The 14,434-nt window shown below is 65.8% G+C and carries 14 protein-coding genes, 3 tRNA genes and 1 pseudogene; 5 read left to right on the top strand and 13 right to left on the bottom strand.

The features are described 5' to 3' along the window. The 11 genes and pseudogenes from ABIC90_RS17795 to folC all read right to left on the bottom strand — a co-directional run. A pseudogene (locus tag ABIC90_RS17795) lies at window positions 1–111 on the bottom strand (ABC transporter permease); the annotation flags it as partial. A gap of 26 nt (window positions 112–137) precedes the next feature. Then, a complete protein-coding gene (locus tag ABIC90_RS17790) occupies window positions 138–1,223 on the bottom strand; it encodes a tartrate dehydrogenase (RefSeq protein WP_354356253.1) in 1,086 nt (361 codons plus the stop codon). A gap of 310 nt (window positions 1,224–1,533) precedes the next feature. Further along, window positions 1,534–1,610, bottom strand: a tRNA-Asp gene (locus ABIC90_RS17785). Window positions 1,611–1,679: 69 nt separating this feature from the next. Next, window positions 1,680–1,755: transfer RNA gene (locus ABIC90_RS17780), tRNA-Glu, on the bottom strand. Window positions 1,756–1,809: 54 nt separating this feature from the next. After that, window positions 1,810–1,885 (bottom strand) — tRNA-Ala (locus ABIC90_RS17775). A gap of 73 nt (window positions 1,886–1,958) precedes the next feature. After that, complete coding sequence (gene gltX, locus ABIC90_RS17770) at window positions 1,959–3,347, bottom strand: glutamate--tRNA ligase (RefSeq protein WP_354356251.1); 1,389 nt, start codon at window positions 3,345–3,347, stop codon at window positions 1,959–1,961. 9 nt (window positions 3,348–3,356) lie between these two features. After that, the gene (locus ABIC90_RS17765) at window positions 3,357–4,577 is read right to left on the bottom strand and encodes an O-succinylhomoserine sulfhydrylase (protein ID WP_354356249.1); all 1,221 of its coding nucleotides are present in this window, start codon (window positions 4,575–4,577) and stop codon (window positions 3,357–3,359) included. 8 nt (window positions 4,578–4,585) lie between these two features. Continuing rightward, window positions 4,586–6,088, bottom strand: coding sequence for an amidophosphoribosyltransferase (purF, locus tag ABIC90_RS17760; protein ID WP_354356247.1), 1,503 nt, complete (start codon window positions 6,086–6,088; stop codon window positions 4,586–4,588). 12 nt (window positions 6,089–6,100) lie between these two features. Beyond that, window positions 6,101–6,586: a CvpA family protein gene (locus ABIC90_RS17755; protein ID WP_354356245.1), complete on the bottom strand. Its 486-nt coding sequence runs from the start codon at window positions 6,584–6,586 to the stop codon at window positions 6,101–6,103. Window positions 6,587–6,604: 18 nt separating this feature from the next. Beyond that, on the bottom strand, window positions 6,605–7,474 hold the full coding sequence (locus ABIC90_RS17750) for an SPOR domain-containing protein (RefSeq protein WP_354356243.1): 870 nt from the start codon (window positions 7,472–7,474) through the stop codon (window positions 6,605–6,607). Window positions 7,475–7,545: 71 nt separating this feature from the next. Continuing rightward, window positions 7,546–8,853, bottom strand: coding sequence for a bifunctional tetrahydrofolate synthase/dihydrofolate synthase (gene folC, locus ABIC90_RS17745; RefSeq protein WP_354356241.1), 1,308 nt, complete (start codon window positions 8,851–8,853; stop codon window positions 7,546–7,548). A gap of 36 nt (window positions 8,854–8,889) precedes the next feature. On the opposite strand from folC, the gene ABIC90_RS17740 reads away from it, so the two are divergent. From ABIC90_RS17740 to argG, 4 genes are all read left to right on the top strand, one after another. Next, entirely contained in the window at window positions 8,890–9,255 is a 366-nt protein-coding gene (locus tag ABIC90_RS17740; protein ID WP_354356239.1) for an ArsC family reductase, read from the top strand. A 58-nt stretch (window positions 9,256–9,313) separates the two neighbouring features. Further along, window positions 9,314–9,988 carry a hypothetical protein gene (locus ABIC90_RS17735; RefSeq protein ID WP_354356237.1) on the top strand — a complete coding sequence of 225 codons (675 nt, stop codon included), beginning with the start codon at window positions 9,314–9,316 and terminating at the stop codon, window positions 9,986–9,988. A 114-nt stretch (window positions 9,989–10,102) separates the two neighbouring features. Beyond that, complete coding sequence (locus ABIC90_RS17730) at window positions 10,103–10,429, top strand: pyrimidine/purine nucleoside phosphorylase (protein WP_354356235.1); 327 nt, start codon at window positions 10,103–10,105, stop codon at window positions 10,427–10,429. 159 nt (window positions 10,430–10,588) lie between these two features. Beyond that, on the top strand, window positions 10,589–11,935 hold the full coding sequence (gene argG, locus ABIC90_RS17725) for an argininosuccinate synthase (RefSeq protein WP_354356233.1): 1,347 nt from the start codon (window positions 10,589–10,591) through the stop codon (window positions 11,933–11,935). A 64-nt stretch (window positions 11,936–11,999) separates the two neighbouring features. On the opposite strand, the gene ABIC90_RS17720 is transcribed toward argG, so the two are convergent. Further along, complete coding sequence (locus tag ABIC90_RS17720) at window positions 12,000–12,833, bottom strand: glycine-rich domain-containing protein (protein ID WP_354356231.1); 834 nt, start codon at window positions 12,831–12,833, stop codon at window positions 12,000–12,002. A 17-nt stretch (window positions 12,834–12,850) separates the two neighbouring features. Next, entirely contained in the window at window positions 12,851–13,903 is a 1,053-nt protein-coding gene (gene murB, locus ABIC90_RS17715; RefSeq protein WP_354356229.1) for a UDP-N-acetylmuramate dehydrogenase, read from the bottom strand. A 43-nt stretch (window positions 13,904–13,946) separates the two neighbouring features. Between murB and ABIC90_RS17710 the strand changes: the two genes are divergently transcribed. Continuing rightward, a complete protein-coding gene (locus ABIC90_RS17710) occupies window positions 13,947–14,432 on the top strand; it encodes a YajQ family cyclic di-GMP-binding protein (protein ID WP_354356227.1) in 486 nt (161 codons plus the stop codon). The last annotated feature ends 2 nt before the right edge of the window (window positions 14,433–14,434 follow it).

Here is a 14,434-nt window from a genome sequence, read left to right as displayed (position 1 = left end):
CATCTGCGCGGCGTTGCCCGGCAGGATCTCCAGCACCAGGAACACGATGATCGACGCGCCGATCAGGGTGCCGATCAGCGTGGCGAGGCGCTTGAGCAGGAACAGGCCCATTTAGCGGCGATCCGACAAGCGTGGCTTCATGCCGAAATGCAGTCGGCAATCGCGCGACCCACGTCCACGGTCGATGCCGTGCCGCCCATGTCGCGGGTTCGCGGACCTTCGCTCAGCACCGTCTCGATGGCCGAGAGCACCGCGGCCGAGGCTTGTGCGTAGACGGGGTCGTTGTTGCCCAGGTGGTCGAGCATCAGCGCCGCCGACCAGATCTGGCCGATCGGATTGGCGATGCCCTTGCCTGCGATGTCGGGTGCGGAGCCGTGCACGGGTTCGAACAGCGACGGAAACTGGCGCTCGGGATTCAGGTTGGCCGAAGGCGCGATGCCGATGGTGCCGGTGCACGCGGGGCCCAGGTCGGAAAGGATGTCGCCGAAAAGGTTGGAGGCCACGACCACGTCGAACCAGTCGGGGTGCTGCACGAAGTGCGCGCACAGGATGTCGATGTGGTACTTGCTGGTGGCGATGTCGGGGTAGTGCTTGGCCATCTCGGCCAGGCGCTCGTCCCAATAGGGCATGGTCACCGAGATGCCGTTCGACTTGGTGGCGGCCACGAGGTTCTTGCGCGGGCGCTTGCTCGCGAGTTCGTAGGCGTACTTGAGGATGCGGTCGACGCCGTGGCGCGTGAACACGGCCTCCTGGATCGCCATTTCGCGCGGGGTGCCTTCGAAGAGGCGGCCGCCCACCGAGGTGTATTCGCCTTCGGTGTTCTCGCGCACCACGAGGAAGTCGATGTCGCCGGGCTTGCGATGCGCCAGGGGTCCGGGCACACCGGGCATCAGGCGCACCGGACGCAGGTTCACGTACTGGTCGAACTCGCGGCGGATCTTGATGAGGAGGCCCCACACGGCGATGTGGTCGGGCACCTTGTCGGGCGCGCCGACGGCGCCGAAGTAGATGGCGTCGTGGCCCTTGATCTGCGCATCCCAGTCGGCCGGCATCATGAGCCCGTGGCGAACGTAGTGGTCCGAGCCCCAGTCGAAATGATCGAAGCCGAATTCGATGCCGAACTTGCGGCTCACCGCGTCGAGCACGCGAAGGCCTTCGGGCACCACTTCGACCCCGATGCCGTCACCCGGGATGACGGCGATTCTGTGTTTTCGTTGCTGCATCGGACACCTGCTTCAAGACTGTTTCGCGAACAAGTCTAGAAGCAGGAGGCGTGCCGCCGGATGGGGGTTCGCACGTACTTTGTCTTGCCTTTTTCAGAAGGCTTCTTGGCAGCGCCTCAGAGGGCGGAGGCATCATGCAATGGGTGAGAAAGTCGCTTGGCCTGCGAATTCGGAGAAGGATTCAAGCTCAAAAAGCCGAGCTTGAACTGCTTCGAATGGCGTGGCGACCGAGATCTGCACGCCTGGCATGTGCGGCGGACCCGGAAAGTGAAAAGCCCTTGCAACTCATAGAGCTGCAAGGGCTTCTGACTGGCGGAGCGGACGGGACTCGAACCCGCGACCCCCGGCGTGACAGGCCGGTATTCTAACCAACTGAACTACCACTCCTGGTAGACAACGTTCACTCCTTGCGGAGCCAAGTGCTGACAACTTGTGCCTGCTTCACTTGCGTGAAACTGGCGACCCTACGGGGATTCGAACCCCGGTAGCCACCGTGAAAGGGTGGTGTCCTAGGCCTCTAGACGATAGGGTCAAAACCTTAGGAACCGCGCTGAGATCAGCACTTATCTTCTTCTCGACACTTTGATGGTGGAGGTAAACGGGATCGAACCGATGACCTCTTGCATGCCATGCAAGCGCTCTCCCAGCTGAGCTATACCCCCATTTTGACTTTCAGATGCTTCTTTTCAGAATCACCCTGTGTCGCTGTCGAGCCTCAAATTATAGACCGAAAAATCAGGCCCTTTTCAAACGCTCCACAACTTTTTCGCGAGAAAAGATAGCGAGCACCGAATCGAGGGATGGCGTCTGCGGTGTTCCCATCGTGAGGACGCGAACCGGCATGGCCAACACGGGCATTTTCACAGAATGTGCGGCCAGAACTTCCTTGATGGCCGCGGCGATCGAAACTTTTTCCCAAGTCACGCTTTCGAGCTTCTCGGCCAGCGTGGCGATCACGGGCTTCACCGCATCGGTGATGTGCTGCGCGCGATCGGCTTCGCTCACCGTCACGTCTGCATAGAAGGCCGCGGCCCAGTCGGCGAGTGCGACCGTGGTCTCGCAGCGGTCCTTGAAGAGCGCACAGATCGCAACAAGGCGATCGTCGGCCTCGATACCGCGCTTCTTCAGTTGCGCGGCAACGAGCGGCGCCAGCGCATCGTCGGTCCTGGCCTTGATGTACTGCGCATTGACCCAGGCGAGCTTCGCCGCATCCCACTGCGCGGGGCTCTTCGACAGGTGCGAGCCGTCGAACCAGCTCACCATCTGCTCGCTCGTGAACAGTTCGTCGTCGCCGTGGCTCCAGCCCAGGCGCGCGAGATAGTTCAGCATCGCCTCGGGAAGATAGCCGTTGTCTTCATAGGCGGTGACGCTCACCGCGCCGCGGCGCTTCGAGAGCTTCTGCCCGTCGTCGCCCAGGATCACCGGCACATGGCCGAACGCTGGCAGCGGCGCGCCCAGCGCACGGAAGATGTTGATCTGCCACGGCGTGTTGTTGATGTGCTCGTCGCCGCGGAACACGTGCGTGATGTTCATGTCCCAGTCGTCGACCACCACCGCGAAGTTGTAGGTCGGCACACCGTCCGGCCGCAGGATGATCAGGTCGTCGATCTCGCGGTTGTTGATGGTGATCTCGCCCTTGACCAAGTCGTTCCAGGTCACGTCGCCTTCGGGCGGATTGCAGAAGCGCACCACCGGCGGCACGCCTTCGGGCACGGGCGGCAACACCTTGCCGGGCTCCGGGCGCCAGCGGCGGTCGTACAAGGTTTTTTCATTGCGCGCGCGTTGGGCTTCGCGCATTTCTTCAAGCTCGGCCGGCGTGCAGTAGCAGTGGTAGGCCGTGCCCGCAGCAAGCATCTGCGCAATCACTTCGCGGTAGCGCTCCAGGCGCTGCATCTGGTAGATCGGGCCTTCGTCGTAGTCGAGGCCAAGCCAGTGCATCGAGGCGAGGATCTGGTCGGTCGAGTCCTGCGTGGAACGGGCGACGTCGGTGTCCTCGATGCGCAGCACGAACTCGCCGCCATGGTGGCGCGCGTAGGCCCACGAATAGAGCGCGGTGCGGGCCGTGCCCAGGTGAAGGAAGCCGGTGGGAGACGGAGCGATGCGGGTGCGAACTTTGCCGGTCATGAATTCGATTCAGGTATTCAGTGTGCTCAGGCCGCGCGAAAGATCGGCCGTGATGTCGTCGATGTACTCGAGGCCGACCGCGAGGCGGATCAGCCCCTGCCCGATGCCTGCAGCCTGGCGCTGCACTTCGGTGAGGCGTCCGTGCGAGGTCGTGCCCGGGTGCGTGATGATGGTCTTGGTGTCGCCCAGGTTGGTGGCGATGCTCACCACGCGCGTGCTGTTGATCACGTGGAAGGCGTTGGCGCGTGCCGTCTCCGCGTCGTCGCCGATCACGTCGAAGGACACCACCGCCCCGCCCTGCCCCGACTGCTGGCGCATTGCCAGTTCGTGCTGCCCATGCGACGCGAGACCCGGGTAGTAGACGCGTGCGATGCCGGGCTGCTTTTCGAGCCACTGCGCAACCGCCAGCGCATTCGCGCATTGCGCCTTCATCCGGATGCCGAGCGTTTCCATGCCCTTGAGCACAACCCACGCATTGAACGGCGACAGCGCCATGCCGGCGGTGCGAACCACCGGTCCGAACACGTCGACGATGAGCTTCGACGGACCGCAGATCGCGCCGGCCATCACGCGGCCCTGGCCGTCGAGGTACTTGGTGCCCGAATGAATGATGAGGTCGGCACCCAGTTCGGTCGGGCGCTGCAGCACGGGTGTGCAGAAGCAGTTGTCGACCGCGAGCAGTGCGCCCGCACCGTGCGCCAGGTCGGCCAGTGCCTGGATGTCGCAGACTTCCGTCAGCGGGTTGGTCGGCGTCTCGGCGAACAGCAGCCTGGTGTTCGGCTTGATCGCCGCGCGCCATTCGGCCACCTCGGTCTGCGAGACGAAGGTGGTCTCCACGCCGAACTTGGCGAACTCCTTGCCGAACAGGTTCAGCGTGGAGCCGAACACCGAGCGCGAGCAGATCACATGGTCGCCGGCCTTGAGCAGGCCCATGCACATCATGAGGATCGCGCCCATGCCGGTCGATGCGCCAATGGCGGCTTCGGTGCCTTCGAGCGCGGCCAGGCGCTGCTCGAAACTGGTCACCGTCGGGTTGGAGGTGCGCGAGTAGGTAAAGCCCTGCTCGGTGCCGGCAAAGCGGCGTGCCGAGGTTTCGGCGTCGGGCTGCACGAAGCCGCTGGTCAGGAACAGCGCTTCGGAGTGCTCGCCGTGCTGGCTGGGCGCCAGCCCGGTGCGCAGCGCGAGCGTGTCGCGATGCAGGCCGGGAGGCAGGGTGCGTTCGTCGGTCACTTCAGCTCTCACTCGCTGTGATTGGGGAGCGCGAGGCGCGAAGAATCTTCTTCGGTCTCTTCGATGCGGGGGCGGTTGCCGTTCATGCGCGAAATGGCATCGGTGTCGATGTCGCCGGTGACGTACACGCCGTCGAAGCACGAGGCATCGAAGCCGTCGAGCTTGGGGTTGAGCGAGCCGATGGCGCGCTTCATGGCGTCGACGTCCTGGTAGATCAGCGCGTCGCAGCCGATCAGTTCGCGGATTTCTTCAACGGTGCGGTCGTGCGCGACCAGCTCGTCCTTGGTCGGCATGTCGATGCCGTAGACGTTGGGATAGCGCACCGGCGGCGCGGCGCTGGCAAGGTAGACCTTGCGCGCGCCCGCGTCGCGCGCCATCTGCACGATTTCGCGGCTGGTGGTGCCGCGCACGATGGAGTCGTCCACCAGCAGCACGTTGCGGCCCTTGAACTCGCTCGCGATCACGTTGAGCTTCTGGCGCACCGACTTCTTGCGCACGCCCTGCCCCGGCATGATGAAGGTGCGGCCCACGTAGCGGTTCTTCACGAAGCCTTCGCGGTACGGCACGCCCAGCAGGTGCGCGAGCTGCGTGGCGCTCGGACGGCTCGATTCGGGAATCGGGATGATCACGTCGATCTGGTTCGGCGGCACGGTCGAGACCACGCGCTTGGCCAGCGTTTCGCCCAGGTTCAAACGCGCCTGGTACACCGAGATGCCGTCGAGCACCGAGTCGGGCCGCGCGAGGTAGACGAACTCGAAGATGCAGGGGTTGAGCGTGGCCGACTCGGCGCACTGCATCGAATGGACCTTGCCTTCCAGGTCGATGAACACCGCTTCGCCGGGTTCGATGTTGCGTTCGAACACGTGGCCCGAGCCTTCGAGCGCGACCGATTCGCTGGCCACCATGACGGTGCCATCGGCGCTGCGGCCCATGCACAGCGGGCGAATGCCGTACGGATCGCGAAAGGCCAGCAGGCCGTGGCCGGCAATCAGCGACACCACCGCGTACGAACCGCGCAGGCGCTTGTACATGCTCTTGACCGCGGCGAAGACCTCGGCCGGATGCAGCGGCACGCCCCGCGTGGAGCGCTCCAGTTCGTGCGCCAGCACGTTGAGCAGCACTTCGGAGTCGCTCTCGGTGTTGGTGTGGCGGTGGTCGGTGGAGAACAGCTCCGAACGCAGCGCGTGCGCGTTGGTCAGGTTGCCGTTGTGCACCAGCACGATGCCGAAGGGCGCATTGACGTAGAAGGGCTGCGCCTCTTCCTCGCTGTAGGCGTTGCCGGCGGTGGGGTAGCGCACCTGGCCCAGGCCCACGTTGCCCGGCAGGCCGCGCATGTTGCGGGTGCGGAACACGTCGCGCACCATGCCCTTGGCCTTGTGCATGAAGAACTTGCGTTCCAGCAGGGTGACGATGCCGGCCGCGTCCTGGCCGCGGTGCTGCAGGAGCAGCAGCGCGTCATAGAGCAACTGGTTGACGGGTGCGTTGCTGACAACGCCGACGATTCCACACATGAACGATTCCTCTCAGGGCAGGTAGCTTGCCAACTTTTCAGGCAGCGCGGGTTTCAGGCCCTGCAATGCCGCATCGAGAACACCGGCGCTCAGCGAGTCGCGCCACCAGGCACTGTCGCTCAACACCAGCAAATGAACAAAGACCGCCAGCACGAGCAGGGCCACCGCGCCCCGCGCCGCACCGAACACAGCGCCCAAAATCCGGTCCACGGGCCGCAGGCCCACGGCGGTGATCAGCTTGCGCGTGATGGCCGCCACCAGCCCCGCGCCGAACGCCACCGCGACGAACACCAGCACGAAGGCCAGCGGATAGCGCCACGCCGCTTCGGGCTCCCCGAACGGCAGCCATGCCGCCACATCGGAAGCCAGCCACTGGGCGGCGATGAATGCAGCCACCCAACCCACCAGCGAAATCACTTCGAACACCAGCCCCCGCATGAGGCCGAACAGCATGGACACCACGATGAGCGTGACGGCGATCCAGTCGAGCAGGGCCACGGCTACAGGCGCCCGTGCTTACAAGGTGAGGATCGCGGCCGACAAAGACAAGCCCTTGACCTTCTCCGCCGCCTTCTCGGCTTCGGCACGCGAGGCGAAGGGGCCGACACGCACACGCGTGCGATCGCCGTCGGCCGTCTTGGCCACATGCACATAGGTCTTCAGGCCCGCACGCTCCAGCTTCTGCCGGACTTCGCGCGCCTTGTCGGCATCGGCGAAGGCGCCGACCTGCACGACGAAGCGGCCCGCTTCGTCCGCGGCGGCCGGCTTGGGCGTTGCGGCCGCGGCGGTCACCGGCTTGCCTTCGAGCAAGGCGCGGGCACGGGCGCCGTCGTCTGCCGAGGCAGCGGGCTTGGCGGGTTCGGGCTTGGGTTTTGGCTCGGGCTTCGGCTTGGTTTCAGGCTTCGGCTCGGGTTTGGGCTCCGGTTTCGGTTCGGGCTTGGGCTCGGGTTTGACTTCCGGCTTCGGCTTGGCTTCGGGCGCGGTGCTGGCGGCGGGCTTGCCGGGATCGATGACGTTGCCGTCGGCGGATTCGGTGATCATGCCGCCGGCCGACGAGGCTGCCGCCACGCGGGCGTTGGTCTCGGGCACGGCCGGTGGTGCGGTGCTCGTTGCGGGAGCTGCTGCCGGCGCGGCAGGCACGGGCAGCGGCTTGACCTTGTTGCGGTCCGGAATCTCGATGGGAATGTCGACCGGCACGGGGCGCGGCTGGGTGTCGAACAGCAACGGGAAGCCGATGACGCCCAACAGCACCAGCACCGCGGCGCCCAGCAACCGATGGCGCGCGCGCCGGCGCATGGTTTCTACACTTTCCGCGGGGACGGCCGCCGGGGCGTTGCGTCCTTCGTTGCCTTGTGGGCCGCGCGTGCGGAACTTGAAAAACGCCATGAAGTTCGATCCCAGATGGAGTGCAGCGAGAGAGTGCCGGGTGATGCCAGGTGGTGCGGTCGACCTGCCGGTCAGACGCCCGGCGACAGGTGTTTGGCTTGCAGCCGGGGCGTGCCGTTTTCGAGCACGCCACCCACGGTGAAGAACGATCCGAAGACCACGATTCTATCAGCGGGGTCTGCATGCTCGATGGCTGCGCGCAGCGCCTGCATCGGTCCTTCGTGCACGCTGCCGGAGGCGTCGGCGCGCGTGTTCTGGGCCTTCCAGGCGGCCATCAGATCGGCCGCCTTGGCGGCACGCGGCGTGGGCAGGTCGGTGAAATACCAGCGGTCGATCATGGGGCCGATGCGGGCCAGGATCGGCGCGAGATCCTTGTCGGCCATCACACCGAACACGCCGTGCGTCGTCGGAAAGAAACCCATCGCATCGAGGTTCTCAGCCAGCGCGGCGACGGCATGCGCGTTGTGCGCCACGTCGAGCACCAGCGCGGGCTCGCCCGGCACGATCTGGAAGCGGCCCGGCAACTCGACCATGGCCAGCCCGTTGCGCACCGCCTGCGCGGTGATCGGCAACTGGGGCCGCACCGCTTCGAGCGCCGCGAGCACGCCCGCCGCATTGATGAGCTGGTTGGCACCGCGCAGCGCCGGATAGGCCAGCCCGCTGTAGCGCCGGCCGCGGCCCGACCAGCCCCACTGCTGCTTGTCGCCCGATACGTTGAAGTCCTGCCCGAAGCGCCAGAGGTCGGCGCCGATGGCGTTCGCATGGTCGATCACGCTCTGCGGCGGCATCGGGTCGCTCACGATGGCCGGCTTGCCGGCGCGCAGGATGCCGGCCTTCTCGAAGCCGATGCTTTCGCGGTCGGGGCCGAGGTATTCCATGTGGTCCAGGTCGATGCTGGTGATGACCGCGCAGTCGGCATCGATGATGTTGACCGCGTCGAGCCGGCCGCCGAGGCCGACTTCGAGGATCGCCACGTCAGGCTTTTCCCCGATCATGCAGTGCAGGATGCCGAGCGTGGTGAACTCGAAGTAGGTCAGGCTCAGGTCACCGCGCGCCTTTTCGACGACCTCGAAGCTTGCTATCAATTTCGAAGCGTCGACCGATTCGCCCTTCAGTCGTAGCCGCTCTTCGAAGTTCACCAGGTGAGGCGAGGTGAACACGGCCGTGCGGTAGCCCGCATGCGTCAGGATCGACTCGAGCATGGCGCAGGTCGAGCCTTTGCCGTTGGTGCCCGCCACCGTGATGACGGGGCAACCGAACTGGAGGCCGAGGCGCTGGGCCATCTCTTTGGCCCGTTCGAGGCCCAGCTCGATGTTCTTGGGATGGAGTTGCTCGGCGCGCGCGAGCCAGTCGTTAAGGGTTTCCATGGAGGCCGGCATTGTCGCCGACCCGCCGGGCGCGGCATCATGGCGGGCATGACAACCCTTTACGGCATCCCCAACTGCGACACCGTCAAGCGCGCCCGCGCCTGGCTCGACGAACACGGCGTGGCCTACACCTTCCACGATTTCAAGAAACAGGGCGTACCCGAGGCCGAGCTGGACCAATGGCTGAAGAAGCCCGGCTGGGAGGCGCTGGTCAACCGCCGGGGCACCACCTGGCGCAAGCTGGACGAAGCCACGCGGAACAGCGTGGTCGATGCCGCCTCGGCCCGCGCCGTGCTGCTGGCCAACCCGAGCCTGATCAAGCGGCCCGTGGTCGACTGGGGCGCGAAACCTGGCGTTGCAGCCGGCGTCACAACCGGATTCGACGCGCAAACCTGGGCTGTGAACGTCGTGTAAACCCCGGAACCCGGCTTCGCCGGCCCGCCTCCAACCGCGATCTGCAGGAGAGAACACCATGAACAAACTCGTTTTTCGCACCCTCGCCGGTCTTTCCGTGGCCGGCACGCTGGCGGCCGGCGCCGGTCTTGCGCAGGCCCAGCAGGCCACCCAGTACGTCCAGGCACGGGTGATTTCCGCCACGCCGATCCGCGAGACGACCGGCAGCGACGTCAGCTACAACGTCACCTACGAGTACCAGGGCCGCCAGTACACCACCCGTACCACCAGCCGGCCGGGCGCCACCATCGCGATCCAGTCCGGCGCCTACGGCGTGACCACCGCGCCCGTGCAGCCCCAGTCGCAGCTTCAGGCCTATCCGGTGGAGGCCAACAACAACGGCCAGCCGTACGAACAGCAATACGAGCAAGACCCGCAGTACCAGCCCCAGTACGCGCAACAGGGCGGCAATTCGCCCTGGGACAACGTCGTGCCCGAGCCCGGCGTGGTCGTCGGCCAGAGCGCGCCGGTCTATGCACGGCCGGCCCCCGTCTACGCGCCGCCGGTCTACGTGCAGCCCGCCTACACCTACCCCTACGCGCAGCCCTACGTCTACCCGCCGGTCGGCATCTCGCTGAACCTGGGTTACTCGCGCGGCTGGGGCGGCGGCTACTACGGCCGCGGCTACGGCGGCTACCGTGGTGGTTACGGCTATCGCGGCTACGGCGGTCACCGCGGCGGCTGGCACCGCTGAGCGGGCGGGGGCCGGTGGAGCCCCTAAAATCGAGGACTTTCCCAACCCTGACGGGTGCGCCGCCCGCGCGGTGCCTCCTCGATTAGCCGAACGCCCAGGCGCCGGCGCCACCCAATGACGACGATTACCGACACTCTGAACAGCGCCGCAGTGGCCACCAAGGCCAATGTGTATTTCGACGGCAAGTGCGTGAGCCACAGCCTCACCCTGGCGGACGGCACCAAAAAGTCGGTCGGCGTGATCATGCCGGCCACCCTCACCTTCAATACCGGCGCCCCTGAAATCATGGAAGGCACCGCCGGCAGCTGCGAATACCTGCTCGCAGGCACCAGCGAATGGGTTGCCTCCGGCCCCGGCCAGAAGTTCAACGTGCCGGGCAACTCGAGCTTCCAGATCCGCGTGAGCGGCGAGCCCTACAGCTACATCTGCCATTTTGGGTAAACCCCCAGGCTTCGCGCACTTCGTGTCGCTTCTCCACCCCCCTTGCAGGGGGCGATACCAGTGGCCCGGCGAAGCCGGTTCCACGGTATCTCCGGCACGGAGTCGTGCCACGAATGTCATGAACCATTGAACCGCGCCACCACCAACGGAAATCCCATCATGTCGACCATCCTCCAAAACGTTCCCGCCGGCCAGAAGGTCGGCATTGCCTTCTCCGGCGGCCTGGACACCAGCGCGGCCCTGCACTGGATGCGCAACAAGGGCGCCATTCCCTACGCCTACACCGCCAACCTCGGCCAGCCCGACGAGCCCGACTACGACGAGATTCCACGCAAGGCGATGCTCTACGGCGCCGAGAACGCCCGCCTGATCGATTGCCGCGCGCAGCTGGCCAACGAAGGCATCGCCGCGCTGCAGGCCGGCGCCTTCCACGTCACCACCGCCGGCGTCACCTACTTCAACACCACGCCGCTGGGCCGCGCGGTCACGGGCACCATGCTGGTGTCGGCCATGAAGGAAGACGACGTCCACATCTGGGGCGACGGCAGCACCTACAAGGGCAACGACATCGAGCGTTTCTACCGCTACGGCCTGCTCACCAACCCCAGCCTGAAGATCTACAAGCCCTGGCTCGACCAGGTCTTCATCGACGAACTGGGCGGCCGCGCCGAGATGTCGGCGTTCATGCAGAAGGCCGGCTTCGCCTACAAGATGTCGTCCGAGAAGGCCTATTCGACCGACTCCAACATGCTCGGCGCCACGCACGAGGCCAAAGACCTGGAGCACCTGAACAGCGGCATGCAGATCGTGCAGCCCATCATGGGCGTCGCGTTCTGGAAGGACGAAGTCGAGGTCAAGCGCGAGACCGTCTCGGTGCGCTTCGAAGAAGGCGTGCCGGTCGCGCTGAACGGCCAGAGCTTCGCGAGCCTGGTCGACCTGATCCTCGAAGCCAACCGCATCGGCGGCCGACACGGCCTGGGCATGAGCGACCAGATCGAGAACCGCATCATCGAGGCCAAGAGCCGCGGCATCTACGAGGCCCCGGGCCTGGCGCTGCTGTTCATCGCCTACGAGCGCCTGGTCACCGGCATCCACAACGAAGACACCATCGAGCAGTACCGCGACCACGGCCGCAAGCTCGGCCGCCTGCTCTACCAGGGCCGCTGGTTCGACCCGCAAGCCATCATGCTGCGCGAAACCGCACAGCGCTGGATCGCACGCGCCATCACCGGCGAAGTGACGGTCGAACTGCGCCGCGGCAACGACTACTCGATCCTGAACACCGAGTCGGCCAACCTCACCTACAAGCCCGAGCGCCTGAGCATGGAAAAGGTCGAAGGCGCGTTCACGCCGCTGGACCGCATCGGCCAGCTGACGATGCGCAACCTCGACATCATCGACACGCGCGAGAAGCTGGCGATCTACACCCGCACCGGGCTGCTGTCGTCGAGCCAGGGCGCTTCGCTGCCCAAGCTCGCGAACGACGACGAGAGCGGCAGCAAGTAAGTTAGCGCGCTCTCAATGGCGAACGGGCCCGATGGGCCCGTTTTTCTTTGGTGCGCCGCGTCGTTCAGTCGCCGCCGCCTCCGCCACAGCCGCCTCCGCAACCCCCACCGCCGTCGCTGCCGCCGGAGTCACCGCTTCCACCATCGCCGCCGCTGCTCGATTCGCTGCCGCCGAAACCGCCCGCATCGCCAGAGCTGCCGCCATCCGACGAGGACTCGCCGAATTCGCTGCCGCACTGCGCGGTCGAGCCGTTGTGCCGGTCGACCGCCTTGCAATCGGGCACGTACGCGAAGCCGCCGGGAATCGCGAACTTGATGTCCAGCGCAAAGAGCAGCGGCAGCCGCGCCGGCTTGCGCGGATCGATGCTCTCTTCCTTGCACGCCCAGTACCAGGTGCGGCGCAGGCCGTCGTTGCGCTTGGGGTCCTTGCCCAGCACCTCGGCCGGGCTGTGGTGCAGCATGCCGCCGAAGGCCGCCTTGCACCAGTTCTGGTAGCCCTGCGTATGCAGGATGAATTCGTGCCAGGCGGTGTCGACCACCTTCGAGGGCATTGCCACGAACTTGCGGTCGCTGCGCAGGTGCGCCATGAAGAACTGGCGCAGGCCGCGCAGCACCAGCTCGGCATCGCGCCGGCTCAGCTGCGGATGCGCCTCGCGCAGCTTGCCGATCAAAAAGGGCGGCAGCCGCGCCTCGCGGATGAACTGGCGGCGCAGGCTCACCTCGATGCGGCTCAGGAGCGCCGCGAAGCAGAAGGCCGCGAGGAACAGCAGCGCCGATCCCCACCAGCGCGCCGGCACCAGGAACACAGAGGCGATGCCCGCCACGATGACGATGCGCTGCGCCCACACCAGCGCCGCAATGCGCCGCCGGAAGTTCAGGTGCAGAAAGTCGAGATCCATGCCGGCATGTCAGCGCGTCAAACCACCACCGGCTCCGGCTCCAGCTGGATGCCGAAGCGCTCGTACACGCTGGTCTGGATGGCCTTGGCCAGGGTCATCACCTCGCCGCCGGTCACCGGGTTCTCGCGCCCGCCCCGGTTGACCAGCACCAGCGCCTGACGCTCGTAGACGCCGGCATTGCCCACCGACTTGCCCTTCCAGCCGCAGGCGTCGATGAGCCAGCCGGCTGCCAGCTTGATGCTGCCGTCGTCCATGGGGTAATGAACGATCTTGGGGTCGCGCGCGATGATGTCCGCGCACTGTTCGGGCGTGACCGTCGGGTTCTTGAAGAAGCTGCCGGCATTGCCCAGCACGCGCCAGTCGGGCAGCTTGGCCCGGCGGATGGCGCAGATCCAATCGAAGATGTCGATGGCGCTCGGCGTGAAGTTGCCGGTTTCTTCCATCTTGCGTTCGAGGTCGAGGTAGCCGACCACCGCCTTCCAGGGCTTGGGCAACCGAAAACGCACGCGGGTGATGAGTGCCCGACCCGCCAGCCCGAAGTCGTTGGGACCGCTGCGCACGTGCTTGAACACCGAGTCGCGGTAGCCGAAGGCGCACTGGGCCGCATCGAGCGTGAAGCTGCGGCCGGTGTCCAGGTCGATGGCGTCCAGCGATTCGAAGCGGTCCTGCAGCTCGACCCCGTAGGCGCCGATGTTCTGCACCGGCGAGCCGCCGACCGTGCCCGGAATGAGCGCCAGGTTTTCGAGGCCGGGATAGCCGTTGCGCACCATCCATTCGACCGCGTCGTGCCAGATTTCGCCGGCGCCCGCCTCCACGATCCAGGCCCGCGGCGTCTCTTCGACCAGCCGCAAGCCCTTGATTTCCACCTTGAGCACCAGCGGCTTGACATCGCCGGTCAGCACGATGTTGCTGCCGCCGCCCAGCACGAAACGGGGGGCGTCCTGCCATTGCGGATCGGCCCGCAACTGGGCGATGTCGGCCTCGTCCGCGATGCGTGCCAGGCGCTGCGCGCGCGCGACGATGCCGAAACTGTTGTACGGCTGCAAGGGGACGTTGTGCTCCACGATCATGGGAGAATTGTCGCATCCAGCCCAAGTGAATTCAGGAGAGCCCATGCCGTCTTTCGATACCGTCTGCGAGCCCAATCTGCCCGAAGTGAAGAACGCGGTCGAAAACACCGCCAAGGAAATCGCAACGCGCTTCGACTTCAAGGGCACCGCCGCCGCCGTCGATCTCAAGGACAAGGAGATCACGATGATCGGCGACGCCGAGTTCCAGCTGGTGCAGGTCGAAGACATCCTTCGCGCCAAGCTCACCAAGCGCAGCGTCGATGTGCGTTTTCTCGACAAGGGCGACGTCCAGAAAATGGGCGGCGACAAGGTCAAGCAGGTCATCAAGGTCAAGAATGGCATCGAGACCGAGCAGGCCAAGAAAATCACCCGCATCATCAAGGACAGCAAGCTCAAGGTGCAGGCCGCGATCCAGGGCGACGCGGTGCGCATCACCGGCGCCAAGCGCGACGACCTGCAGGCTGCCATGGCGCTGATCAAGAAGGACGTGCCCGACATGCCCCTCTCGTTCAACAACTTCCGCGACTGAGT

The sequence above is a fragment of the Variovorax boronicumulans genome (genome assembly GCF_040544675.1).
Classification (GTDB): Bacteria; Pseudomonadota; Gammaproteobacteria; order Burkholderiales; family Burkholderiaceae_C; genus Variovorax; species Variovorax boronicumulans_D.
This window is presented reverse-complemented; position numbering and strand designations above follow the sequence as displayed.